We start from the raw sequence: 24,407 nt of genomic DNA on the forward strand, positions 1-24,407 counted from the left end.
TTCATCCTCCGTTCCGGGGCGCCTTACCTGCGGTCAAACAGTTCCAGGAGCTGCTGAAACCATCCTGCGCCTCCTCCGCTTCCTATCGTACCCGAAGTCTCCGATTTTACGCTCGCGCCATTCTGGGGCGCAGGCGTCGAGGACTGTGGCGGCGATGGGGGCTGCTGCGCGGTGTAAGGCGCGTACGGAGAAAACGGGATGGCGTGATGATGCACCGGCCAGTGCGCGGGATGGTACGGGTGGAGCGGCGCATGATACACCGGCGGCGTGGCCGGCGGAATGAGGCCCCTGCGTTTCATGCCGTGATGGAGCATGGTGAAGAGCGTGCGCACCTTCTCGTCCTGGGCGATGTTGAACGCGAGCCCGCCGAACTTGATGAAGGAATCGAGTTTCACGTCGATCACCTCCCGCGGTCATCCCGATCCTATTCCGCGGGCACGCCGCGCGATGGCGGCGTTTACCGGGTATTGAACTGGAAACGCGCGGGCAGGTGTGGGCCATCGTGCAGATGGCGAGGATTTCACGTATCATGGTTGGAGAACTTCAGCGAGAGAGGAGAGCCGCGATGTCGAGTGTGAGCACGACCGCGCCCCGCTTCGCGCAGCGGTTCCTTGAGGTGGCCGATTGGCTCGAGGCAAAGGGCGCGTCTCGATATGCGGACCGCATCCGCAGCATCCTGGCGGACAGCGAGGCCGTCACCACCTACACGGCAGCCTTCTGCGGGCTGTTTTCCGCGGGAAAATCAAGCCTCGTCGGCGCGCTGGCAGGCAAGCGCCTGAGGACCGGCGCCAATCCGACCACGGCTGAGGTGGAGGCCGTCGAGGTGGAAGTCGAAGGCGGCACGCTGCGGCTGCTTGACACGCCGGGCATCGATTCGACGGACGAGCGGCACCGAGAAGCCACCATGAATGCGCTGTATCAGGCCGATCTCGTCGCGATCGTGACCGACTACCAACACGTCGAGGCCGACGCGAATCTCGAGTTGCTCCAGATGTTCACCGCGAGCGACAAGCCACTTCTTTTGATCGTGCACCAGGTCGACAAGCACCTCGAGGCGGAACTGCCATTTGAAGCGTTCGCCGAGAGCGTGCGCGAGCTCGCCGCTGACTACGGTGTGGATGCGTCGCGGGTGTTTTTCACGGCCGTTAGGCCTTCGGCGCACAGCCAACTGGACGAGCTGCGTGCGTTTCTCGTCGCAACCGCCGAAGCCGCGCTCGGCACGGATGGCGAGCCGATGATCCGCAGGCTGATCGAGGTGGCCCGGGAGGGTGTGAGCGCCTGTTACGAGTTCGAATGGGAAAAGCGGGCGAAGGCCGTCGAGGAGGTCCTTGGTCGCGCGCCGCAGACCCTGGACGAGGCCCGCGAGTGGCTTTGGGACGCCAAGCGCCGCGCCGAGGCGCTTGCGCAGGAGGAAGCGGAGCAGAGACAGCGCCTGAAGGCGCTCGTTGAAACGCTGAGAGACGGCTGGCTCCGGGCGGTCGATCTCGCCCAAATCGCGCCCTACGACACGGCGGAAAAGGGGCGGCGGTACGTCGACAGCCTGCGCGCCGACTTTAAAGTGGGCATGTTTCGGTCTGCGAAGAAAACCGAGGCGGAGCGCGAGGCCAGGTTGCTGGCGTTTGTGGACGATCTCGCCGAGAAGGTGGAGAACTTCCTCACGCGACCGCTCTCCGCCGAGATGGCCCAGCAGATCCGCGAGGTGGGCCTGCAGGCGGCCGCAGAAGAGCGGCTCATCGAGCGGTGTCAGGGACTCCGCGTACCTGTCGACGCGGCGTACGTTCAGGCGTGCGTGAAGCCGGGATCGCTCGTCTCCGCGGAGTACGGGCATCAGTTCGTCCGGGATGTGCAGGACCGGGTGCGTCGCGACATGCGAGCTCAGGTTCAAGAGATTGCGGAGGCGCTTGCGGCAGCGGTCGAGGAGCGAATGCAGACGGAAGAGCAGAAGCGGGCCCCCGAGCGGGACGCCGCCGAACGCTCGTGTCAGGTGCTGCGAAGCTACGTGGAGCTTGGGGAAGAGTACGAGAGCGCGCTCGCAGCGGTGACGCAAGGGGAGGTGCCGCGCGGTGAGTGAACGGGATCGCGCGCTATCGCGCCTTCGCGAGATGCGCTCGCTCGTTGCAGGCGTCGAGGGGGTCGATCTGCGGCCGCTCGACCGCGCCATCGAGCGACTGGAGCAGAAGGCGACCACCATCGCGGTGTTCGGCGCGTTTTCGGCAGGAAAGTCGTCGCTTTTGAACGCGCTTCTGGGTCGGCCGCTTCTCGCCGTATCCCCGCAGCCCACGACGGCGGCCATCACGAGTATTCATCCTGGCGGCGGCCGCGGCACGTCTGTGCGCATTACGGCCAAGTCTCGCGACGAACTCTGGCAGGACGTGCGGGCTCTGCTCGATGCCCTTTCGCTCACTGCAGCCGATTTGGAAGAGGCGATTCGCGTCGCGTCCGGACTGTCGCCCGCCAAGTTTCCCATTCAATTGAGGCGGCACGTACGGTTCTTAAAGGCGCTCGCGGAGGGCTATCCGGACATGGGGACCCGCATCGGCGAGCAGTGGGAGGCTTCACTCGAAGAGCTCCGCGATTTTTCCGCCGACGAGAAGCGCGCGGCGTACGTCAGCCAGGTGGATGTGTGGGCTGATTCGCCGCTTGGCAAACGCGGTTTCATCTTCGTGGACACACCCGGTGTTGACTCCATCCACCGCCGTCACACGAACGTCGCGTTTCATTACATGCGCGAGGCGGACGCGATTGTCTTCGTCATGTACTACACGCACGCGTTCAGCCAGGCGGATCGGGAATTTCTGCTGCAGCTGTCGGGTGTGCAGGATGTCGCCGGAACGAACAAGCTGTTTTCGGTCGTGAACGCGGTCGATCTCGCCGAAAGCCGTGAAGAACTCGACGCTGTGTTGGAGCGAGTGAAGCAGGACGAGCGCAGGCTCGGCGTGCGCGAGCCACGGGTGTACCCGGTGTCGGCGCAGCTCGCGCTTGCGGCCCGGGCGCTTGCTGCAGATCCCCACGACGAGGTGGCGCTCGAGATTGCGCGCGCTCGTCTAGGCCGAAGTGATTTCGAGCCGACCGCTGAAGCCATCGTCCATCTCGAGCGTCGCGCAGGTCTCGCTGCGCTGGAAGCGGACCTGGTGGATTACTGCACGCGCGAGGCAGATCGGCTGGCGCTGGATCTCGTCGAGCGGACTCGCCAAGCCCTGGTGCGCGACGTGGAAGCCGCCCTCGAAAAGGTGACGCTGGCCATCACGAACGACGAAGCTGCGCGCGACGGACAGCGGTCGGAGATGGCTCGTGCCCGCGGGCTGGTGGACGAGGCGGCGTCGTCCGTCGAGGCGCGGGCCGTACCGCCTCTTCAGCGGGAGTTGCAGGAGCTTTTGTTCCACGCTGGCGAGCGTGTGCGTTTTGCGTATCGCGACATGTTCCGGGAGGCGTTTCATCCCGGCCGTTTCCGCCTCGGAAATCCGCAGGACAAGCTTCGCGAAGCCGCGCGCGAGTTTGCGGAGGCCATCGGCCGTCGCCTCGAGATTGAGCTTCGGACCTTCGCCCTCCGCGCGGAGCAACTGGCGGTCAAGGCAGCGGCCCAAGAGGCCGCGCGGCTCGCGGAAGAATGGCCTGTCCACGCCGTCCCCATCCGGGATCCCGACGTATCGCTGGATTTGGACGCCGCAGACGAGGCCGTCGCCTTCGATGACCGCGTGCTTCATCCGCACTTCCGTCACTTTCGCTCCGCCAAGCAGTTCTTCGAGGAGGGCGGGCAAACGGCGATGATGGACGCGGCGATGCCCGCCGTGATGGAGCAGGTGAAGAGGAAGCTGGATGAGAGCGGCGGGCGCTTGGCCAAGCGGGCCGAAGTCGCTCTGGTGGAGTCGTTGCGCGCATTTTATCGCGATCTCGCCGCTTCCCTCGATGCGTTGTCCGCTAATCTGGACGAGCCCGTCGATCCGGCCGAACGGGATCGGCTTGCTGCCATCCTCGCATCGCTCCGGTCCGCTGAAGGAATGAGCGCTTGAAGATTCGGTTTGTCGCCCACGTGCTGGATGGTTAGAATGGAGTAGCGAGAAGGCCTGCCAAGGGGGAGATTGTCCATGCGGCGTCGACGTTGGGAGTACGAGGATTGGCCGAGCGAGAACAGGCGGTGGGGCATGTGGCTTGCGGGCGGGATCGCGCTCCTCGCCATCTCCTACATCCTCGGCATTTGGACAGGCGCGGCGCTTACGCGCGGTCGTTCCCAGACGACCGTGGAGTCCATCCCTCCTCAGACGGGCAACACCACGAGCACATCCGGTGCGCTCACGCCCATCCCTGGCGTCGAGGACACGACCATCGTGACGCAGATCTACAATCGTGTCAAAAACAGCATCTTCACCATCACGGCCGTGTCCGGCGGCAAACCGACGTCGAGCGACGCCGAAGAAGATATCGGCACCGGCTTTCTCATCGATCACAATGGCGATCTCCTGACCAACGCACACGTCGTGGGTTCAGCCACCACCGTGCAGGTGTCTGGTGACAATCGGCAATTCGTGGGCCGCGTGATCGACGCGGATCAACTCGACGATCTCGCCATCGTGCGCATCCCTGCGCCGAAGTCGCTGCAGCCGCTGCCGCTTGGGTCGGTGAAATCTCTTCAGCCTGGCAGTCTGGTCATTGCGATTGGGAATCCGTTCGAGCTCACCTCCAGCGTGAGCTCCGGCATCGTGAGCGGGCTGAACCGTTCGATGTCCGAGTCCAACGGCCACGTCATGAACGGAATGATCCAGACGGACGCGCCGCTCAACCCGGGAAATTCGGGCGGACCGCTTCTGAACGCGGCCGGACAGGTCGTGGGTATCAACACGCTGATTGAGAGCCCCATCGAAGGATCCATCGGCATCGGATTTGCCATTCCCATCGACCGCTTTATCCAGTTGGAGCCGGAGTTGCTCTCGGGCAAGCCGATTGCCCACGCGTGGCTCGGCATTGAGGGCATGGACATCGACAGCTTGATGCAGCAGGCGCTCCATCTGCCCGTTTCATCGGGGGTGTACGTGACCGAGGTGGCCCAGGGCGGCCCTGCGGCCAAGGCGGGGTTGCGCGGGGATTCCAACGCGGCGAAGCTCAACAGCCTGAGCCAGTCGGCCAATCCCTACGCCGCATTGAAGGGCAACGGCGACATCATCATCGGGATCGACGGCAGGTCGGTGTCGAGCATTGAGCAGTTGACCCAGTACATCAACCAGGACGATCCGGGCCAGACGGTGGTCCTGACGGTGCTGCGCGGCGGAAGGACCCTTTATGTGCGCGTGACGCTCGGGACGTGGCCGTCCGGGCAAAATCCGTGAACCGGACGGCCGTGCGGGTCGTCCTTACGGCTGAAGTTACGGCTGAAGGCGAGCGTTGCGAATGGCCTGCTTGCGCTCCTTGGCGACGTGCGACTGGTGAAACATCTTGAGCAGCGCTCGTTTTTCCAGTCGCGACACGTAGGATCGGGAGATGTCGAGCGAGTCGGCCACCTCATTCTGGGTCCACTCGCGCCCGTCGGCGAGGCCAAACCGGAGTTCAATCACCTTGCGCTCGCGCTCGTCGAGGACGTCGAGCAATTGGCGCATGGTGTTGAGTTCCATCCGGCGAGATACCTCGTCCTCCGTGGAGTCGCTCTCGGAAAACAGGATATCGCCGATGGTGATCTCGTTCCCCTCCTTATCCGTCCCGATGGGGCTGTACAGGGAGACGTCCTTGCGCGACTTTCGCTGGGCGCGCAGTTGCATCAGAATCTCGTTTTGGATGCATCGCGCCGCGTAGGTCGCGAATTTGGTCCCTTTGGACGGCTGATACGTGTCCACAGCTTTAATCAAGCCGACCGTGCCGATGGAAATCAGGTCATCCTGATCGATCCCGGACGTATCAAACTTCTTCACGTCGTCGACATCGCCGCGGTTGGGCCATCGTGGAGGCGAGTGTGTGCATTTCCAGGAGATCATTCAGCACTACGGCTATGCGGGCGTCTTTTTCATCATCTTCGTCGAGGCCATCGGATTTCCGTTTCCGGCTGAGACGACGCTGACACTCGCCGGGATCGAATGGTCCAAGGGCGTGTTTCATCTGGTTCCTCTTTGGTTGATGGGGTGCCTCGGCAACCTCGTCGGCTCTGCCGTGGCCTTCTTCATCGGCTGGTTTCTGGGACGCCCGGTCGTGTTGTACTTCGGCAAGTACGTCGGGATCACGGACCAGAAGCTCGACATGGTCAACGAGCGCTTCCAGCGCTACGAGTTGGCCGTGATTTTCATCGCCAAGTTTATCGCGGGCGTGCGAATCATCGTGCCGTACCTGGCGGGCATCAATCGCATGAATCCCGCAAAGTTTTTCACTGTGAACACCATCGCCGCCGTCGTGTGGTCGGGCGCCTTCATCATCGCAGGGAAGTACATTGGTGAAGAAGTGAGCCGCTACTGGCCGTTCCTCAAGCATCACCTCTGGCTGGCTGCCCTCCTCGCCGCCATCCTCGTGGCGCTTTTCATCGCGTTTCGCAGGTGGGAGCGTAAAAAGATGCATGGGTCGGCGCCGAATGCCAAAGGGGACGGTGCCGAGCGCTGATCTCGCGCTCGAACGGGCCGCTGTCGTAGGACATCTCTCCATCCGCATACATGCGAGTGGGGGGTGTTCTTCGTGCAGCGGCCTATTCGCGTGATCTGGCGTTGGGCAGCAGGTGAGATGACCGAGCCGGATCCTGCTCGACTTGCGCGCCTGTGGGCGCAGACGTGGCTGGCGATGTCCGACACGCTCAGGCATACGGGACATTCGACCTCCGGGGGTGGCGCCTGATGTGGACCGCCATCTACACGCGCGTGTCGACCGAACACCAGGCGCAGGCTGGGCATGGGCTTGAGGTCCAGCGGGAGGCGTGCGTGCAGTACGCCCTGTCCCTTGGGGTGGCTCCGCGCGACATCCGCCTCTACGAGGAAGCGGGCGGATCGGGCGAGGACATGGACCGACCGGAACTGATGCGACTCCTCGACGACGTGCGGCGCGGGCTTGTCGATCGCGTCGTCGTGAAACATCCCGACCGCCTGTCGCGCAACGTGGCCGACAAGGCGATTGTGGTGCGGGAGTTATCCGCGTGCGGTGTGAAGCTCCACTTCGTCGATGTGCCGAACTGGGATGAGTCCGACGAAGCGGTGCTTCTCTTCCACGTCATCTCGAGCATCGCCGAGTATGAACTCCGGCAAATTCGGCGGCGCACGCTGGCGGGAAAACTGAAGGCGGTTCGGGGCGGCCGAGTGATGCCATCCGGGGTGGATCCGTACGGCTATCGCTACGAGGGCGGGCGGTACGTCGTGGTACCCGAAGAGGCCGAAGTCGTCCGGCTCATCTATCAATGGTACGGGATCGACGGCCTGAGCCTTCGGGCCATCGCCGAGCGGCTCGACGCCATGGGGGTGCCGACGAAGACGCGCCAGGCGGCGCGCTGGCACCACAGCACAGTGGCGAGGATCCTCGAAAACCCTGTGTATCAAGGTACTTGGTATTACAACCGCAGGTGCACGTCCAAACGGCACGGCGTGAGAGGCGCCCGCCGCGGCCGAGGCCGGCAGGTCGTGGCAGTGCGGGATCCAAGCGAATGGATTGCCGTGTCGGTGCCGGCCGTAGTCAGTCCGGAGCTCGCGCGCTCGGTCGAGCTGCGCAAGCAGGGCGGTCCGCGAGGCGGTTCAACGTCGATGCACACGTTTTTATCGGGCAAACTCGTGTGCGCGCACTGTCAACGCGCATGGCGGCACGAGGCATGTCGGACGGCAGGCGGGATCGTGCGCAAGTTTCGGCGCCCGCCGGGGGAGCGAGGGACCGACCCTTGCGCGTATGGCTGTGCGCGGGTGCCCGCAGACGAGATTGAGCAGGCGGTGTGGCGCGAGCTGGTGCGGCGCATGCGCGCTTGGATCACGAAGGAGGACATCACGGCTGGCGCGAGCCCGGGTGACCCGCTGATGGAGGACGTGGCGCGCCTCCGCAGAGAGATGCGCGCCGCGGCAGAGCGGCGGCATCGCGCGAGGGAGTTATATCTGCGTGGTTATCTGGACCGGAGCGAGGCCCTGCGCGCGATGGCGGAGGAGGCTCGGCGCCTGCGAGAGGGGCGCGCCGAGGCCTGTCGGATGTGCCATGCGCGGCGACATCGGTTGGAGGCGCGGGAGGCGCTCTGGGCGGCGCTTGAAACGCACGAAGGTGTCGAGTTGCGGAGGTTGTGGCTCGAGGCGGCGGTGTCACGCGTCGAGATCGACGCCTCGGGCGGCGAGATTGTCCTCACGCTAGTCGCCCGGATGAGTGATGATTCGGGTCTCGGCGTCGACGACACGTTGGCGACGTGAGCGACCAGGCGGAGGTTGTGCTCGACGAGGATATCGTGCGCCTGTTTGTCCCGATATTTTCGCCAGAGTTCAAAGTACTTGGCCTCGTCCTCCTTGGACAACGGCTGCGGAAATGACTGGCTGGCAAAGCTCGACGCCAGCACAAAGTCGTCGGCCGATCCGGAGAGCAGGGAATGCTTGAACAACGGGGACTCACCTCCGACTGTGCCAAACGGCCGTGCTTCCTAGCCTATGTCGCATGGCCGCAAGGGGTGAGATGTACGCGGCCAGTCCAAGCCCAATCACCTGATGGCCGAGATCGTTCGGATGCACCGGCGCGCGGCCGCCCGCGAGGACGTCGTCGAGGCGGCCTGTGCGGTATCCCGCGATGAGGAGCGGCTCTCGGCCTGCGAACCACGCATCCACCGGAGCGATGAAGGCGCCCAAGCGGGCGCCCACGCGGGTCACAACGCCGTTCAAGCCTCGGATGGCGGACGCGGCGAGAGGCGAGTGCGGAAAGGGATTGTACAGCGTGCACAACACGAGCGGCACGCCGTGCCGGCGGCAGGAGGCCGCGATGAAGGCGAGATCGCCTGCATAGCGCTGGTAAGCTGCGCGAAGCTGGCGGTGCAGGTGGCCTTCGGAGAGAGCGGTGACGGCCGCCTGGACGAGATCGTCCCCGCCAACCAGGACGGCGGCTACGTCTGCGCTCGCAAGTGCCTGTTTGTCCGCCTCCACGGAAGCCGCGAGATCCGCACTTGTCCATCCAGGCTGCGCGACCACGCGCGTTTCCACCGGCGCGCGTACCTCGGCCGCAAGGGCACGCGCTGCCACCTGGGGATAGGCGCGGGTAGGCCGAGACGCGCACTCCCCGTACGCGATGGAGTCGCCCAAATGGAGCACGATCACGCTCATCCACTCCCTGGCCAGCGCCCGCAAGCGAAAGGGGCGTCGGCATACAATGAACCATCGCAACTTCATTCCATGCTGACGCCGCGCAAAACGAGTGGGTCTTTGCCACATTTGGTGCGTGAGGAGAGGAGAACGTGACCGTACGGCCCGAACAAGTGCTCTTGTACGCCGCGACCCAGGGCGATCTCGTCAAGTGTTATGCCGCGGCCGACGTCGCTGGCATTCCGTACAGCCAGTGCACCGGTGATTTTCAAACCGCATGGTCCAAATGCGCGGACGACACCACGCTCGTCATCGCGGTCGGCGGAGCGGCGCTCTATGCGCTTTACTACAACCCGTGTGGTTGGTCCAATCCGGCGGCCATGCCCGCGGGCCACACGCCGTTCACCGTCGAGCCCGCGGGACAGGGCGTGCAGGCGGCGCGGGCCAACGCGTTTGTGAACGCGGCCGGTTACACGGCCCTCGACAGCCTCACGCTCGCCGTGATGCTGTCGTATTACGCCGTGCACGGCGCGTTTCCGCGCGGCTATCCTTCGCTGCCGGCGCAGGAGGTTCCACAGCGCGTGTGCGTGACCGGGAGTTCACCGCACGTGGTGGGCGTCTCGGTTTCGCAAGCGGCCGACCCGTCTCCCAGCGTGTCTACGCCGTCGGTCGGTCTGTACGCGGCGTTCGCGACCGAGCAGGAGGTGCTGCAGGCGTTTCAGCAGGGATGGCCGGGCGTCGCCACCACGGCGGGGCTTGGCACCGAGACCGCTCCCTACACGCGGGTCATCGCATCGCAGCCTGACGTGAACATTGCGCGGGCGTTTGCCGCGACCAACCATCCCGCGTGGTGGCTCTCCTTCTGGACGGTGAGTTGGCCGGCGGCCGGGAGCACATTCTACGAGGCCGGCTACCAGGCCGGAGCCTACGCCGCCTCTCAAATCGAGGCGTATCCCGGCTCGCGCAGACCCGACTTTGTGATTTTGGATCCGGAGGGATACAATAATCCTGCGTCGACGGCGGCGGAGTTCCAGTCGTTCATCCAGGGGTTCGTCGCAGGTGTGAAAAGCGTCTCGGCTCGCCTGCAGCCGGCCTTCTATGTCAATCAGTGGCAGTACGTGACGTATGATCTCCATACCGTCGAGCTGCCGTGTTTTATCGCCATCGCGCCCATCGCAGGCAATCGCCCTATGGTGAACGGCACGAACATCCGCGGCTACATCGCGTATTACGCCGGCTGCCCAGCCGCCCCCTATGTCAGCCAGGTGAAGACGTGGGGCGGATTGTACAATACCGTCCAGTTTCGCGACAGTGGTATCGACTGCCCGCCCGCCTGATGGCGGGTTGCGGGCTTCTCGGGCGGCGACTTGAGGAGGAAAAGGTGTGGCGACATCTCGCGTGGACTCGGAGCGCGCACACGCGTCTTTGCACATGGACAAGCCGATGGATACGGCGCGGATTGAACAGGCGGTCCGCATGATCCTGGAGGCGATTGGAGAAGACCCGGATCGGGAGGGACTGGTGGACACGCCGGCTCGGGTGGCACGCATGTATCAGGAGATCTTTTCGGGGCTCCATCGAGATCCCCAGGAGGAATTGTCGGCTCGGTTCCACGTCGAACACGGCGAAGTGGTGTTGGTGCGGGACATCCCCTTTTATTCGATGTGCGAGCACCACTTGCTTCCGTTTTTCGGAACGGCGCACGTGGCCTATCTTCCGCATAACAACGTCGTGACGGGGCTGTCCAAGCTCGCGCGGCTCGTGGACGTCGTGGCCAAGAAGCCTCAAGTCCAGGAACGCATGACCAACGAGATTGCGGACGCCCTGTCGGATGCGCTCCAGGCGGAAGGCGTGCTGGTCGTGATCGACGCGGAACACCTGTGCATGAGCATGCGCGGCATTCGCAAGCCAGGCAGTCGCACCACGACCATTGCCGCGCGCGGCAAATACGACGAGGACGCGCGGCTGCGCGAAGAGGTCCTGCATCTCATCCGCCTCGGCGTGTGACCTCGCGTTCGGCCCCTCAGCAGCAGTGATGGCGCCTGCGGGAGCGACTCTGGCGCTCGTCGCGATTGGGAAAGTCGTCCTCATCGTCGGAAGAGGGGCCGAGCGCCGCGCGCTCCGCGCGTTCCCCTGCGTGCCCCGATTCAGGCTTCGACCCGGGCGATCCCGGCACGCGTCCCGCGTCCTCGAATGTCCCAAACACCACGGGCTTTCCGCCTTCCACCATGAGCCGTCCTTTCGCGTAGACGCGCTCGATGCGAAACTGGTCGTCGCACACGATGAGGTCGGCGTCGCAGCCGGCCCTCAATCGGCCCTTGTGCCGAAGCTTGAGCAGCCGCGCGACATTTGCCGTCACAAACGAAACGGCGAGGGAGGCGGGAAGGTGCTCTTCCCGAATGAGATCGACCGTTTCCTCCCACAGTGTCGCGATGCTGCCAATGCCGACGGCCACAAGTTTGCCTCGCTCGTCGAAGATGGGCGAAGAGCCGTTGGAGTCTGAACTCATCGTGATGACATGCGGCTCCACGCCCCCGTCAAGCAACTTCACGATGGCTTTCGAAGGCTTGACGGAGACGTGATCGTGCGCGTCCGGGCGAATGCCGCTCGTGATGTCGCACATGCCGTAGCGCTTGCCCCATTCGATGCTTGCCTCCAGAAGCCCTGGGTTCCGATTCAGGTGGGTCGGCACGAAGGTGGAGCGGGGCAAGCCGGTGCGCTTGGCGACGCGGATCAAGAGATCCAGGTGGTCGTCTTCGTCGCCCATGTGAAAGTGAACCACGCCCGCCTTACCCGCTAACAGCCCACCTACGTACGCCTCCGAGACCAGTTCGGCAATCTCGTTCTCGTCGGGATGGCTCGAGCGCGAATCGGCGATGGCAATTTCTCCGACCCCGATGACTTTCTCAATCAGGACGAGATCGGACCTCGGCATCCCTGTCAGCGTCCGGGTGGGGACCTGATAGGCGCCGCTGTAGATATACGTGGTGATGCCTTCGAAGTCCAGCGCGAAGGCCTTCGTGAGAAGTTCTCGGGTGCTTCTCGTGACGCCGTCGGTGCCGAGCACGCCCACGGCCGTCGTGACGCCCGCGACAGTGAGATGGGACAGGGAGATCTCGGGCGTCCGATAGTGGAATCCGCCTTCGCCTCCGCCGCCCGCCATGTGCACGTGCTGGTCGATGAGGCCCGGGAAAGTAGGCCGGCCGTCGAGATCGATCACGTCGATGGGCACGTTGCCGGTGAGCTGCAAGTCGCGCTCGATGGCGGCAATCTGCCGACCGGCAAGGAGGATGTCCTGGATGCCGAGATCGTCCGGCGCGTAGACGTGCGCGCGCTTCAATAAGGTCAGCGGTGCCATAGCAACCTCCTCGTCGAGAACGGTCTATGGTAGGATGTTCCATATCGTGGAGGGCTATGCGCACCTTTGCGTCAAAAAAAACCGCCCCGCTTGGGGCGGTTCTGCCAGCCGCTTCAGCCGTTCAGCGCGGCCTCGTAGTTCTTGTTGGCCTGATCCCAGTTCACGACGTTCCACCAGGCTTTGATGTATTCCGGACGGCGGTTCTGGTACTTCAGGTAGTACGCGTGCTCCCATACGTCGAGGCCGAGGATGGGCTTCTTGCCCTCCATGAGGGGGTTGTCCTGGTTCGCGGTGCTCATCAGGGCGAGTTTGCCGTTGTCGAGGACGAGCCAGGCCCAGCCGCTTCCGAAGCGAGCCGTGGCGACCTGCGTGAACTGTTCCTTGAAGGACTCAAAGCTGCCGAACGTCTCCCGGATAGCGTCCGCCAGCTTGCCGGTCGGCTCGCCGCCGCCGTTTGGCGAGAGAAGCGGCCAGAACAGGCTGTGGTTGGCGTGACCGCCGCCGTTGTTGCGAACCGCGGTGCGGATATCCTCCGGAACGGCGTCCAGGTTGCTGATGAGTTGTTCCACGGTCTTGGATTCGAGATCCGGATGGCCCTCAAGCGCCTTGTTCAGGTTGTTGACGTACGCCGCGTGGTGGCCATTGTAGTGAACGTTCATGGTCGCCGCGTCGATGTGCGGCTCGAGCGCATCATACGCATAGGGAAGCGGTGGGAGTTGATGTGGCATGCGCAGCTCAACCTCCTTACGAATTTTCATGATCCGCTCCCATTGTAGCGCATGTCTGTCCACAATTCCAGATGAGGAGGAAATCTGAGGATCTTCGCGCCGCGCCGCCTGCACGTCGCGCGTCCAGTTTACGGAGCGCACGCAGGGATGGTATACATGAATGGAGATGTCGTAGCAGGAAAGGGAGATGAGGTTGCACCTTCTGGAAGGCAAGACCATCGCCGTGATGGGCGTCGCCAATCGCCGCTCCATCGCGTGGGCGGTGGCTGAATCGGTCCGCCGGTTGGGCGGGAAGCTCATCTTCACCTATCGAAGCGACCGCGCCGGCCGCGAATTGGAGCGGCTGTGTCAGGACGCGTTTGGTGGCGAGATGCCGCTCATCGTCCGGTGCGACGTGCAGGACGAGGCTTCGCTTGAGGAGGCGTTTGCCCAGATTGCGCGCGAGACCGACTGCCTCGATGGGCTGGTCCACTCCATCGCGCATGCGCGCGTCGAGGATCTCCAGGGGGAGTTTGTCGATACGCCGCGCGAGGGCTTCGATCTCGCCCTCGAGACGAGCGCCTATAGCCTCGTTGCTGTCGCGCGCGCTGTGCGCCCGCTCATGAAGCGCGGCGGCAGCATCGTCACCATGAGCTATTTGGGGGCTGAGCGCGCGGTTCCCAATTACAACGTGATGGGCGTGGCGAAGGCCGCCCTCGAGGCTTCGGTGCGGTATCTGGCGCGCGATCTCGGCCCAAACGCCATCCGGGTGAACGCCATCTCGGCGGGGCCCATTCGCACGCTAGCCGCGAAGGGCGTCCGCGGCTTTAACGAGGTGCTGCACGCCGTCGAGGAGCGCGCCCCCCTCAAGCGGAACATCACCGCCGAAGAGGTCGGCGACGTGACCGCGTTCCTCTTGAGCGATCTCGCCCGCGGCGTGACAGGCGAAGTCATTCACGTCGACGGTGGCTATCACATTGTCGGCATTTGACGGACTCGTGCGGGGATCGCGACTCCCCGCACGCCCGCGCCTCTCATTCCTCGATGTCTACCCCCACCGCGTCTGCGATGCTGGCGAACCCGTCGCGGGCAAGGAGCGCGTCGAGCCCGCGGACGAGTTCTCCCACCACGGCTGGCCCTCGGTAGATGAGGGCCGTGTAGATCTGCACGAGCGAAGCGCCGTTCCGGATTTTCTCGTACGCGTCTTCCGCGGTGAACACGCCGCCGGATCCCATGATGGGCACCCGTCGCTGCGCCGCCCGCGCCGCGATGCGCACCACTTCGGTCGATCGCGCCGCCAGCGGGCGTCCGCTCAGGCCCCCCGCCTCGTCTCGATGCGGCCCGGAAAGCGGCGGCCGCTGGACCGTGGTGTTGGTGCAGATGAGCCCCAGGTGGTCCCGAAACGGCGACGTGGCCAACGCGTCCACGATGCGCTCGATCTCGTCGTTGGGAAGGTCCGGGGCCAGCTTGACCCAGATCGACAGACGATACTGGCTCCGTATGGGCTCGATGGCGTGCAACAGGTCTAGAATGAAAGCCTCCGACTGGAGCTCGCGCAGCCCCGGGGTGTTCGGCGAACTCACGTTGATGGTCAAATAGTCGGCGAAGGGCGCCACTTGCTCGAGTGCCGCGCGGTAGTCCTCATGCGCGATGGCATTGGGGGTGTCTTTGTTCTTTCCGATATTGATGCCCAGAATGCCGCCTGTGCTGGCCTCCCGCACCCGGGCAAGGCGCCTGGCGACTGCCGCGGCCCCCTCGTTGTTGAATCCCATTCGGTTGATCAGCGCCTCGTCCTGAATGAGGCGGAAGAGGCGGGGCTTGGGGTTTCCGGGCTGAGGTCTCGGCGTCACCGTGCCGATTTCGACAAAGGAGAAGCCCATCCGGTACCAAGCCGGAATCGCGACGCCGTTCTTGTCGAGCCCTGCTGCCAGTCCGATGGGATGCGGAAACGGAAGGCCGAGCACCGTCTGCGACAGGCGGTCGGACGCTTGGACGCGCGGGCCAAACCACCCTGCGGCGGACGGGACGCGGCGAAGTGCCGCGAGCGTCCATTCGTGCGCCCGTTCCGCCGACAGGCGAAATAGGATGGATCGGACAGCGGAATACATACGCTCCCCCTCGTTGTGCCGGACGATTGTCGTTCGCAAGTGTACCATGATCGCAAGCGGGATGCACGGCGACGCATCCAGGCGCCTGGAGTTCACCTCACCGGTCCAAATCCGCGGGAGGCGCCCCGGCCACTAGAGCGCTGTCACACAAGCGGTCCCTCGTTCGTCTACTCAATGGACCCAGATTTGAAGGGGTTGGAGCATGAGGCACGCGCGTCGCAAGGAAACGCCGGCGGAGGACGCGGCGCTGCTCGCCGAGTGGATGGAGTTATACGGCGGCGACGTGATCCGGCTGGCGTACTCGTATGTCCACAACTTTCACAAGGCTGAAGACATCGCTCAGGATGTGTTCCTGCGCGCGTGGCAGCACTATGGAGAATTTCAGGGTCAATCGTCCGTCAAGACGTGGCTTTTGTCCATTACGGCCAACCGCGCGCGGGACGTCCTTCGATCCGGCGCTGAACGGCGCGAGTTCGCCGACGAAGGTGAAGCCTTCGCTCGGGAAATCGAACCGTGCGATCCGGCCGACGTAGTCGCGGACAAGTTGGCCCGCGATGCCGTGTGGCGGGCTATCCGGGCGCTGCCGGAAACGTATCGCGAGGTGATGGAACTGTATTACGGAAACGATCTCACGACGCATGAAGTCGCACAGGTCCTGGGGATTCGCGACCAGACGGTGAGGACGCGCCTGCACCGCGGGCGGCAAATGCTCGAGCGGGCGCTCGCCGAGCAGGGAGGGATGGGCGTTGACCACGCGTGACGATGACGAGCTGGAGGCGAGGATCCGGCGCGCCTATCGAGAACGCGAGCCTGTGCCGTTCCGAGAGGAACTGAAGGCGCGCGTGCTCCGGGCAGCGGCGTCCGCCCAGGGAAAATCTTCGCCTCGCCCGGCAACGCGCAAGAGCAACCGCCTGATGTCCTCGGCTGCGCTGTGGGTGGCGAGCGTGGCTGTGGCACTTTTGTGCCTTGTGGTGGCGTGGCCGAAAACGCCGCTCCAATGGATGACGGGTGCCCAGACGTCGAGACCGTCTGTTCACTCCCGTGTCCTTGTCCACACCGTGGTTCAAGGGTTCGGACTCGCGTACGCGCCGATTCAGGTGCTCAACGTACGCATCGGCACCTTGCCAGGCGAACCCGTCGACTCGTGTGTGCTGGCTGAACTGCGAAACACCTCGAATGAGACGCTGTATGAGCCCGACGTGATGGGCGTGCTCTGGTTCACGCCGCCGGGCGGTGGCGATGAGAACTGGCTGACCTTCGTCAACGCGCCTGCTCAAGGATTGAAGCCAGGGCAGACGGTGACCTGGGGATTTCATCCATCCGGACCCCATGCTGGTTCGTCGCAGGCGCTTGCGGAGATTCCCCATCTTCGGTTTTTTTACAGCCGGCCCGCTTCCGCTGACGCTGCCAATCTTGTGTGGAACGAGGCGCCGGTTCGCGTGGAGGATATTCAGGTGCTCCCAGTGGCGGGTGGACCAGGTGCAACGTGGCAGTCCGCGGACGTGTACGCTACACTCGTGAACCGCGCATCTCGAGACGTCCATCTCGCCGACGAGCGGGCGGTCATCTGGTTTTCTGAAGGCACGTCAGATACCTTTTTCAGTCCATCGGCGGTCCGGTTCCTGTTTCATGTGACGCCGGAGTTGCCGGGCGTCTCGTGGCCCACGGTGCTGAAACCAGGGGAACGCGTGCGCGTGGAGTTCCGCGTGTTGTCGACGAAGGGAACCGACTTTTTCAGCCGCGTGTGTCATGTTGTCCTGGTGAACGCTCCACTGGTTCCCCAAGGTTAAGCGGGTTCGCCGGATCCCCTGAGCCACCCGGCTGCCATTGCGTTTCAGGGACGTGCTCAGTACACTGGATGCGGAACGAACGAGGGCGACTTGCCCCGAGGCTCGCTGGGGGGATCAAGGTGATTATCGGCGTACCCAAGGAATTGAAAGACAACGAGAACCGGGTGGCTATCACGCCGGCTTTGGCTCACGCGCTGGTCGACCAAGGGCACGAGGTTCGGATTGAGGCGGGGGCGGGAGAGGGAAGCGGTTTTCGAGATGAGGACTACACCTCTGCAGGCGCCACCATCGTGCCGGACGCAGAGACGGTCTGGAAAACGGCGGACATGGTGATGAAGGTCAAAGAGCCCCAACCGGTCGAATATTCATACTTCCGGTCCGGGCTCATTTTATTTACCTATCTCCACCTCGCGCCAGAGCCTGAGTTGACGAGGGCGCTCATGGAGTCCGGCGTCACCGCGATTGCGTACGAGACGGTGCAACTCGAGGATCGCTCACTGCCCCTGTTGACCCCGATGTCTGAGGTAGCGGGGCGCATGTCGATTCAGATTGGGGCACACTTCTTGGAGAAGGCGCACGGGGGGCGCGGCGTGCTGCTTGGCGGCGTGCCCGGCGTGCCACCCGCGCGTGTGATCGTGGTGGGCGGCGGGATCGTCGGCACGAATGCGGCCCGCGTGGCGGTGGGCATGGGCGCAGATGTGACCATCTTCGACAACAATCCGAAGCGGCTGCGCGAATTGGATGACCTCTTTCAGGGTCGCGTGCGCACCATGATGTCGAATCCGTACAATCTCCGGGAGCACATCGAGGGCGCGGATCTCCTCATCGGTGCGGTGCTCATCCCAGGGGCGCGTGCGCCGAAAATCGTCACTGAGGAGATGGTCAAGGGGATGAACCGCGGCGCGGTGGTCGTGGACGTGGCCATCGATCAGGGCGGATCCATTGAGACCATCGATCGCATCACGACCCACTCGAATCCGGTGTTCGAAAAGCACGGCGTGCTGCATTACGCCGTGGCCAACATTCCGGGCGCGGTACCGCGGACTTCGACGCTCGCCCTGACCAACGCCACGGCGCCCTACGCACTGCGGCTCGCGCAGGGACGGGAGGACGCGCTTCGGCACGATCCGGCGTTGGCCCGCGGCGTGAACGTGTACAAGGGCCGCGTCACGTACCAAGCGGTCGCGGATGCGCTTGGGCTCACCTATACACCGATCGACAGTTTGCTGTAAAATTAAGCAAAGGGGGGATGCGTGTGGTCACCGAGGAACAGGTGCGCACGGTCTTGATGGACGTGCTTGACCCCGAGATCCAGATCGACATCGTCAATTTGGGCATGGTGTACGGTATCGACATTCAGGAAGGCGGAAAGCGTGTCAAGGTCACCGTCACCCTGACGACCATGGGCTGTCCGTTGTTCGACGACATCAAGGAGCAGATCATCGAGAAGGTGTCCGAACTGGAGGGGGTCGAAGAGGTCGACGTAGAATTGACCTTCGATCCGCCCTGGGACAAAGAGATGATGTCCGAAGAGGCGAAGCTCGTGTTCAAATACCTGTTTTGAGTTGGAGCGAAATCGCGCAGGGCGGGGCGGGAGCCAGCGGCCCTGCGCCGACTTGCTTTTTGCTGTCGTTGTGATACCCTTGGAATTGAAAGATGACTTGCGAAGTCAACATTACATTGCCGAGATAGAGGCGCAAAGAGAGAGGTCGGTTCGTGTGAGCAAACCAGATTTCGTCGTTCGCGGTCTTCGCGTACAGGTGGAAGGCAAAGAGATTCTGAAGGGTGTGGACCTTCATATTCGTGGTGGAGAGATTCACGCCATCATGGGCCCCAACGGGACCGGCAAGTCGACGTTGGCTTCGGCCATCATGGGGCACCCGCATTACGAGGTCACCGCGGGAGAGATCTGGCTCGACGGCCAGAACGTCCTCGAGATGTCGGTGGACGAGCGCGCGCGAGCAGGGCTGTTTCTCGCGATGCAGTACCCGGCCGAGGTTCCTGGGGTGTCGAACGCGAACTTCATCCGCACGGCGCTGAACGCCCGCCGCGGCGAGGGAAACGAGATTCCGGTGCTTCAGTTCCACCGCCGCCTGGTGCAGAAGATGAAGGAACTGAGCATCGACCCATCGTTCGCGGAGCGCTACTTGAACGAGGGCTTCTCCGGGGGAGAAAAGAAGCGGAACGAGATCCTGCAGATGGCCATGCTGGAGCCTCGCATTGCGATTTTGGACGAGATCGACTCGGGTCTCGACATTGACGCGCTGAAAATCGTCGCGAACGGCGTCAATCAGTTGCGGTCGGACAACATCGGGTTTCTCATCATCACGCACTATCAGCGGCTGCTGAATTATATCGTGCCGGACGTGGTCCACGTGATGATGCAGGGCCGCATCGTCAAGTCGGGGGATGCCAAGCTTGCCGAGGAACTTGAGGCCAAAGGATACGATTGGCTGAAACAGGAGCTCGGCATTGAAGATGAGACTGTCGAAGTGGAAGCCTGAGGGGGTGACGCAGCCATGGGAGAAGTGACTGCTTTGAATCCAGTGCTGCGCGTCGCTCAGGCGCTGCAGGAGCCCAAGGCCGTGACCGAGAAACGGGATGCGGCTTGGAAGCTGTATGAGTCGCTTGAGGTTCCTCGCCTTGAAAAGACGGATCTGCGGCGCGTCGCGTGGGAAGTGGGCGAATTCGAGCCCTCCGAAGCTGCGATTCCCGAATCTGCGCTCGCGTATGTGCGCGGGATCGCCCACTCGTACGCGCTCGTCGTCGACGGCCTGGTCCGCGAGATTCGCCTCGCGGCGGAGGCAAAGGAAAAGGGCGTTTCGCTCCTGGCCATTCAGGAGGCCTGGGAAGCGCATCCCGAGATCTGGAATCGCCACTTTGGCAGCATCGTGCCCGCCGAAGAGGCGAAGTGGACGGCCTTGAACATGGCGCTTTTTGCGGGCGGTGTGTTTGTGCACGTCCCGCGCGGCGTGGAGCTGGAACAGCCCGTTGAGGTCGTGTACGTCTGGACGGGGCGCCCCTTCAGCGCCTGCTCGCGGAGCCTGGTCGTCACCGATCCGCTGTCGAGGCTGCGCTACGCGGAGACAACCTTCGCGGCGGACGGGGGGCGTTTTGTCAACAGCCATGTGCTTGAAGTCTTCGCGGGGCAGGCGAGCCGCGTTGAAGTGGCGATGGCGGATGAGTGGTCCAAGGGCGGTATCCATTTCGTGACCCGGCGGGCGAAGACGGACAACGATGCCGAGATCGACTGGGTGGTGGCGGATACGTCCGATGGCCAGGCGGTGGAGACGATTGAGAGTGCGCTTGTGGGGCAGGGCAGCCGGAGCTTCACCCGTGTCATGGGCCTCGGCCACGGCCGCGCGCACGTGGAGATCACGGCGAGCATGCGGCACGTGGGGCGCCACACGGAGAGCGAGATCTCGATGAACGGAGCGCTTCGCGACCGCGCGAACGTGATTTTCCGCAGCCGCACGCAGATTGAAAAGGGCGCGGTCGGCGCGGGCAGCGAGCAGCACGATCGGATGATCATGGTGGACGGCACGGCCCGCGCGGACGCCATCCCGATGCTGCTCATCGACGAGAACGACGTGGAGCGCTGCGGCCATGCGGCGAGCGTCGGCAAGATTGACCCGATGCAGGTGTACTACCTGATGTCGCGCGGCATTCCGCAGTCCGTCGCGGTGCAGATGATCATCTGGGGCTATCTTCGCGATTCGGTCGAGGCACTGCCTACAGACGCCATGCGCGATCTCGTCGTGTCAAGGGTGGAAAGGGAGCTTGCGCGATGAACGCGGAGGAACTTCGCAAGGATTTCCCGATTTTGTCCGAACGTATCAACGGACATCGGCTGGTGTACCTGGATAACGCGGCGACGTCGCAGAAGCCGCGCCAGGTCATCGACGCCTTGCGTCGATACTACGAGCACGACAACTCCAACGTGCACCGCGGCGTGCATACGCTGGGTTCGCGCGCGACCGAGGCGTACGAGGCGGCGCGCGAGCGGGTGGCGCGGTTCATTCGGGCGAAATCGCCGCAGGAGATTGTCTTCACGCGTGGCACGACGGAGTCGCTGAATATGATCGCGCACGGATATGCGCGCGCAAAGCTGCGCGAAGGCGACGAAATTGTCCTGCCGCCGAGCGAGCACCACTCCAACCTCATCCCGTGGCAGCAGGCGGCGCGAGCGACCGGCGCGACGCTGCGCTACCTGCCGCTTCAGCCGGACGGGACCATCCGGCTGGAGGACGTCGAGGCGGCGGTGACGGATCGGACGAAGATTGTGGCCATCGCCCACGTGTCGAATGTGCTTGGCACCGTCAACCCGGTGCGGGAGATCGCCGAGATCGCCCACCGCCACGGGGCCATCATCGTTGTGGACGGGGCGCAGAGCGTGCCGCACATGCCGACGGACGTCGTGGAGATGGACTGCGACTTTCTGGCGTTCTCGGGCCACAAGATGCTCGGCCCGACGGGAATCGGCGTACTGTATGGCAAAGCCGAGTTGTTGGCGGAGATGGAGCCGACGTACTACGGTGGCGAGATGATCGACGTGGTGGATCTGTACGAGTCGACGTGGAAAGAGGCGCCGTGGAAGTTTGAGGGCGGCACGCCCATCATCGCGGGCGCCATCGGTCTCGCCGCCGCGATGGACTATCTGGAGAGGGTCGGCATGGCGGAGATCGAGCGCCATGACGCGGCGCTCGCGGCGAAGGCCGTCGAGCGGCTGGCCGAGATCGACGGCGTGACCATCTTCGGTCCGCCACCTGGACAGTCGCGCGCGGGCCTCGTCACGTTCAATCTCGGCCGCGTCCACCCGCACGATCTCGCCACTGTGCTGGACGCGCGCGGCGTAGCCATCCGGGCCGGGCACCATTGCGCCCAGCCGCTGATGCGCCTGTTCAACGTCCCCGCGACGGCGCGCGCGAGCTTCTACCTGTACAACACCGAGGAAGACGTCGATGCGCTCGTGGATGCCGTTCTCGAGGCAAAGGAGTTTTTCGGCCATGCAATTGGATGATCTGTACCGCCAAGTGATCATGGATCACTACCAACATCCCCGCAACCGGGGGACGCTTGACGAAGGCGCCATCTCAGTGGATCTGCGCAATCCGAGTTGCGGCGACGAGATTCATCTGCAACTGCTGGTGGATGACGGTGTCGTCAAGGACGTGCGGTTTCTCGGCAGCGGCTGCTCCATCTCGATGGCGTCGGCCTCGATGATGACGGAGGCCATCAAGGGCAAGTCCATTGAGGAGGTCGTCGAGCTCTCGCAGGCGTTTCGCGCAATGATGCGCGGTGAAGACGTGGATCTGGAGCAAATGGGGGAACTCGAGGCGCTGCAGGGTGTGAAAAAGTTCCCGGCCCGCATCAAGTGTGCGACGTTGGCGTGGCAGGCGCTGGAGCGCGCAGCGTCGGTGCCGCACGGAGGGCACATCGAGGAAGAGACGCTCGGCGAGTAAGGGCGAGGCCGCGAGAGGCGGCCGAAATGGATCATGAGGAGGGATTGGGCATGGCGAAAGTGCTGCCGGACATGGAAGAGTATCAGTATGGATTTCACGATCCCGACATCGCCGTGGCGAAGCTCGACAAGGGATTGTCGCGAAAGACAGTGGAGCAGATCTCGATGATGAAGAACGAGCCGGGCTGGATGACGGACTTCCGCCTGCGCGCGTTTGAGATCTTCCAGCAGAAGCCGATGCCGACATGGGGCGGCGATCTCAGCGAGCTGAACTTCGACGACATCACGTACTACGTGAAGCCCACGGAGAAGAAGGGGCGCTCCTGGGACGAAGTTCCGGAGGAGATCAAGCGGACGTTTGACCGCCTCGGCATCCCGGAGGCAGAACAGAAATTTTTGGCGGGCGTTTCGGCGCAGTACGAGTCGGAGGTCGTGTACCACTCGATGCGCCAGGACCTGGAGAAGATGGGCGTCATCTTCATGGACACGGATAGCGCGCTGCGCGAGTACCCGGAGCTGTTCAAGGAGTACTTCGGCACCGTGGTGCCGCCTGAGGACAACAAGTTTGCGGCGCTGAACAGCGCGGTGTGGAGCGGCGGCAGCTTCATCTACGTGCCAAAGGGCGTCCGCTGTGAGATCCCGCTTCAGGCGTATTTCCGCATCAATTCGGAGAACATGGGTCAGTTCGAGCGCACGCTCATCATTTGCGACGAGGACAGCTTCGTTCACTACGTGGAGGGCTGCACGGCGCCGATTTACAGCACCAACTCGCTGCACAGCGCGGTGGTCGAGATCATCGTGAAGAGCGGGGCGCGCTGCCGCTACACGACCATCCAGAACTGGGCGCCGAACATCTACAACCTGGTGACGAAGCGTGCCGTGGCGTACCGCAACGCAACGATGGAGTGGGTCGACGGCAATATCGGATCGAAGCTGACGATGAAGTATCCGTCGGTCTACATGATGGAAGAGGGCGCGAAGGCGATGGTGCTGTCCATCGCGGTGGCCGGCCGCGGCCAGCATCAGGACGCGGGTGCGAAGGTGGTTCACCTGGCGCCCAATACGACCTCGACCATCGTGTCGAAGTCGATCAGCAAGCACGGCGGCAAGACGACGTATCGGGGGCTTGCGAGCTTTGGCCCGAACGCGAAGGGCGCCAAGGCGAACATCAAGTGTGATACGCTGATCCTCGACGACAACTCGACGTCGGACACCATTCCGTACAATGAGATCATGAACGACGACGTGACGCTCGAGCACGAGGCGTCGGTGTCGAAGGTGAGCGAGGAGCAGCTCTTCTACCTGATGAGCCGCGGCATTCCGGAGGAAGAGGCGACGCGCATGATCGTCATGGGCTTCATCGAGCCGTTCACGCGCGAACTGCCGATGGAGTACGCTGTGGAGATGAACCGGCTCATTAAACTGGAGATGGAAGGTTCGATCGGCTGATGGCTTGGATCAAGGTGGCGAACGTCTCCGAGATCGGCGTGGGAGAGATGAAGCGCGTCGAGCTGCCCTACGACGACGTCGCCATTTACCACGCCGAGGATGGATTTTACGCGACGTCGGACGTGTGTACGCATGCGGCTCAGTCGCTCACGGAGGGCCGACTGGAAGGACACATTGTGCACTGCCCGCGTCACGGAGGAAAGTTCGACATTCGCACGGGAGAGCCGAAGGCATTCCCGTGCGTGATTCCGCTGCAGACGTATCCGGTGGAGGTGCGCGGCGGAGAAGTGTGGATCGACGATGAAGGCTGATCCGTCCGTCGATC

25 protein-coding genes are annotated in these 24,407 nt (G+C 63.5%); 19 read left to right on the forward strand and 6 right to left on the reverse strand.

Annotated features, from left to right (window positions below):
• Positions 1–23: 23 nt before the first annotated feature.
• The gene (locus AC27E8_RS13845) at positions 24–395 is read right to left on the reverse strand and encodes a hypothetical protein (RefSeq protein ID WP_487099864.1); all 372 of its coding nucleotides are present in this window, start codon (positions 393–395) and stop codon (positions 24–26) included.
• Positions 396–565: 170 nt separating this feature from the next.
• On the opposite strand from AC27E8_RS13845, the gene AC27E8_RS13850 reads away from it, so the two are divergent.
• The 3 genes from AC27E8_RS13850 to AC27E8_RS13860 all read left to right on the forward strand — a co-directional run bounded on the left by AC27E8_RS13850 (position 566) and on the right by AC27E8_RS13860 (position 5,321).
• The gene (locus AC27E8_RS13850; RefSeq protein ID WP_487099865.1) at positions 566–2,071 is read left to right on the forward strand and encodes a dynamin family protein; all 1,506 of its coding nucleotides are present in this window, start codon (positions 566–568) and stop codon (positions 2,069–2,071) included.
• Positions 2,064–4,010 (forward strand): dynamin family protein, encoded by a 1,947-nt coding sequence (locus tag AC27E8_RS13855; RefSeq protein ID WP_487099867.1) that lies wholly within the window; start codon positions 2,064–2,066, stop codon positions 4,008–4,010. Before AC27E8_RS13850 ends, AC27E8_RS13855 begins: the two co-directional genes overlap by 8 nt.
• 75 nt (positions 4,011–4,085) lie before the next feature.
• Entirely contained in the window at positions 4,086–5,321 is a 1,236-nt protein-coding gene (locus AC27E8_RS13860; protein WP_487099868.1) for a S1C family serine protease, read from the forward strand.
• A 36-nt stretch (positions 5,322–5,357) separates the two neighbouring features.
• Here AC27E8_RS13860 and AC27E8_RS13865 read toward each other — a convergent pair whose 3' ends face one another.
• Positions 5,358–5,897: a sigma-70 family RNA polymerase sigma factor gene (locus tag AC27E8_RS13865; protein WP_014463833.1), complete on the reverse strand. Its 540-nt coding sequence runs from the start codon at positions 5,895–5,897 to the stop codon at positions 5,358–5,360.
• A 43-nt stretch (positions 5,898–5,940) separates the two neighbouring features.
• Here AC27E8_RS13865 and AC27E8_RS13870 point away from each other — a divergent pair, with 43 nt between their 5' ends.
• From AC27E8_RS13870 to AC27E8_RS13880, 3 genes are all read left to right on the forward strand, one after another.
• Positions 5,941–6,573 carry a DedA family protein gene (locus AC27E8_RS13870; protein WP_487099869.1) on the forward strand — a complete coding sequence of 211 codons (633 nt, stop codon included), beginning with the start codon at positions 5,941–5,943 and terminating at the stop codon, positions 6,571–6,573.
• A gap of 72 nt (positions 6,574–6,645) precedes the next feature.
• The gene (locus tag AC27E8_RS13875) at positions 6,646–6,801 is read left to right on the forward strand and encodes a hypothetical protein (protein ID WP_193352817.1); all 156 of its coding nucleotides are present in this window, start codon (positions 6,646–6,648) and stop codon (positions 6,799–6,801) included.
• Complete coding sequence (locus AC27E8_RS13880) at positions 6,801–8,336, forward strand: recombinase family protein (protein ID WP_487099870.1); 1,536 nt, start codon at positions 6,801–6,803, stop codon at positions 8,334–8,336. Before AC27E8_RS13875 ends, AC27E8_RS13880 begins: the two co-directional genes overlap by 1 nt.
• A gap of 192 nt (positions 8,337–8,528) precedes the next feature.
• On the opposite strand, the gene AC27E8_RS13885 is transcribed toward AC27E8_RS13880, so the two are convergent.
• Entirely contained in the window at positions 8,529–9,230 is a 702-nt protein-coding gene (locus AC27E8_RS13885) for an SGNH/GDSL hydrolase family protein (RefSeq protein WP_487099871.1), read from the reverse strand.
• A gap of 131 nt (positions 9,231–9,361) precedes the next feature.
• Here AC27E8_RS13885 and AC27E8_RS13890 point away from each other — a divergent pair, with 131 nt between their 5' ends.
• A complete protein-coding gene (locus AC27E8_RS13890) occupies positions 9,362–10,546 on the forward strand; it encodes a hypothetical protein (RefSeq protein ID WP_487099872.1) in 1,185 nt (394 codons plus the stop codon).
• Positions 10,547–10,652: 106 nt separating this feature from the next.
• Positions 10,653–11,216 (forward strand): GTP cyclohydrolase I FolE, encoded by a 564-nt coding sequence (gene folE, locus AC27E8_RS13895; protein WP_487099973.1) that lies wholly within the window; start codon positions 10,653–10,655, stop codon positions 11,214–11,216.
• A gap of 16 nt (positions 11,217–11,232) precedes the next feature.
• On the opposite strand, the gene iadA is transcribed toward folE, so the two are convergent.
• Positions 11,233–12,567 carry a beta-aspartyl-peptidase gene (gene iadA / locus AC27E8_RS13900; protein WP_487099873.1) on the reverse strand — a complete coding sequence of 445 codons (1,335 nt, stop codon included), beginning with the start codon at positions 12,565–12,567 and terminating at the stop codon, positions 11,233–11,235.
• Between the two features lie 113 nt (positions 12,568–12,680).
• On the reverse strand, positions 12,681–13,295 hold the full coding sequence (locus AC27E8_RS13905) for a superoxide dismutase (RefSeq protein WP_041695045.1): 615 nt from the start codon (positions 13,293–13,295) through the stop codon (positions 12,681–12,683).
• 187 nt (positions 13,296–13,482) lie between these two features.
• Between AC27E8_RS13905 and fabI the strand changes: the two genes are divergently transcribed.
• Positions 13,483–14,265, forward strand: a complete 783-nt coding sequence (fabI, locus tag AC27E8_RS13910) for an enoyl-ACP reductase FabI (protein WP_014463843.1) — start codon at positions 13,483–13,485, stop codon at positions 14,263–14,265.
• 43 nt (positions 14,266–14,308) lie between these two features.
• Here fabI and AC27E8_RS13915 read toward each other — a convergent pair whose 3' ends face one another.
• Complete coding sequence (locus tag AC27E8_RS13915) at positions 14,309–15,382, reverse strand: quinone-dependent dihydroorotate dehydrogenase (RefSeq protein WP_487099874.1); 1,074 nt, start codon at positions 15,380–15,382, stop codon at positions 14,309–14,311.
• Between the two features lie 202 nt (positions 15,383–15,584).
• On the opposite strand from AC27E8_RS13915, the gene AC27E8_RS13920 reads away from it, so the two are divergent.
• From AC27E8_RS13920 to AC27E8_RS13965, 10 genes are all read left to right on the forward strand, one after another.
• Positions 15,585–16,142: a sigma-70 family RNA polymerase sigma factor gene (locus AC27E8_RS13920; RefSeq protein ID WP_014463845.1), complete on the forward strand. Its 558-nt coding sequence runs from the start codon at positions 15,585–15,587 to the stop codon at positions 16,140–16,142.
• The gene (locus AC27E8_RS13925) at positions 16,129–17,172 is read left to right on the forward strand and encodes a hypothetical protein (RefSeq protein WP_487099875.1); all 1,044 of its coding nucleotides are present in this window, start codon (positions 16,129–16,131) and stop codon (positions 17,170–17,172) included. Before AC27E8_RS13920 ends, AC27E8_RS13925 begins: the two co-directional genes overlap by 14 nt.
• A 119-nt stretch (positions 17,173–17,291) precedes the next feature.
• Positions 17,292–18,404: an alanine dehydrogenase gene (ald, locus tag AC27E8_RS13930; RefSeq protein ID WP_014463848.1), complete on the forward strand. Its 1,113-nt coding sequence runs from the start codon at positions 17,292–17,294 to the stop codon at positions 18,402–18,404.
• A 17-nt stretch (positions 18,405–18,421) separates the two neighbouring features.
• Entirely contained in the window at positions 18,422–18,736 is a 315-nt protein-coding gene (locus AC27E8_RS13935) for a metal-sulfur cluster assembly factor (RefSeq protein ID WP_487099876.1), read from the forward strand.
• Between the two features lie 154 nt (positions 18,737–18,890).
• Positions 18,891–19,676 carry a Fe-S cluster assembly ATPase SufC gene (gene sufC / locus AC27E8_RS13940; RefSeq protein ID WP_008339423.1) on the forward strand — a complete coding sequence of 262 codons (786 nt, stop codon included), beginning with the start codon at positions 18,891–18,893 and terminating at the stop codon, positions 19,674–19,676.
• Between the two features lie 15 nt (positions 19,677–19,691).
• Positions 19,692–20,963, forward strand: coding sequence for a SufB/SufD family protein (locus tag AC27E8_RS13945; protein ID WP_487099877.1), 1,272 nt, complete (start codon positions 19,692–19,694; stop codon positions 20,961–20,963).
• Positions 20,960–22,192 carry a cysteine desulfurase gene (locus AC27E8_RS13950; protein ID WP_014463852.1) on the forward strand — a complete coding sequence of 411 codons (1,233 nt, stop codon included), beginning with the start codon at positions 20,960–20,962 and terminating at the stop codon, positions 22,190–22,192. The genes AC27E8_RS13945 and AC27E8_RS13950 overlap by 4 nt, the downstream gene beginning before the upstream one ends.
• The gene (sufU, locus tag AC27E8_RS13955; protein WP_487099879.1) at positions 22,179–22,634 is read left to right on the forward strand and encodes a Fe-S cluster assembly sulfur transfer protein SufU; all 456 of its coding nucleotides are present in this window, start codon (positions 22,179–22,181) and stop codon (positions 22,632–22,634) included. The genes AC27E8_RS13950 and sufU overlap by 14 nt, the downstream gene beginning before the upstream one ends.
• 50 nt (positions 22,635–22,684) lie before the next feature.
• A complete protein-coding gene (sufB, locus tag AC27E8_RS13960; protein WP_041695046.1) occupies positions 22,685–24,082 on the forward strand; it encodes a Fe-S cluster assembly protein SufB in 1,398 nt (465 codons plus the stop codon).
• Positions 24,082–24,393, forward strand: a complete 312-nt coding sequence (locus AC27E8_RS13965) for a non-heme iron oxygenase ferredoxin subunit (protein ID WP_008339415.1) — start codon at positions 24,082–24,084, stop codon at positions 24,391–24,393. Before sufB ends, AC27E8_RS13965 begins: the two co-directional genes overlap by 1 nt.
• The last annotated feature ends 14 nt before the right edge of the window (positions 24,394–24,407 follow it).

The organism is Alicyclobacillus sp. CIJ1 (assembly GCF_057538885.1).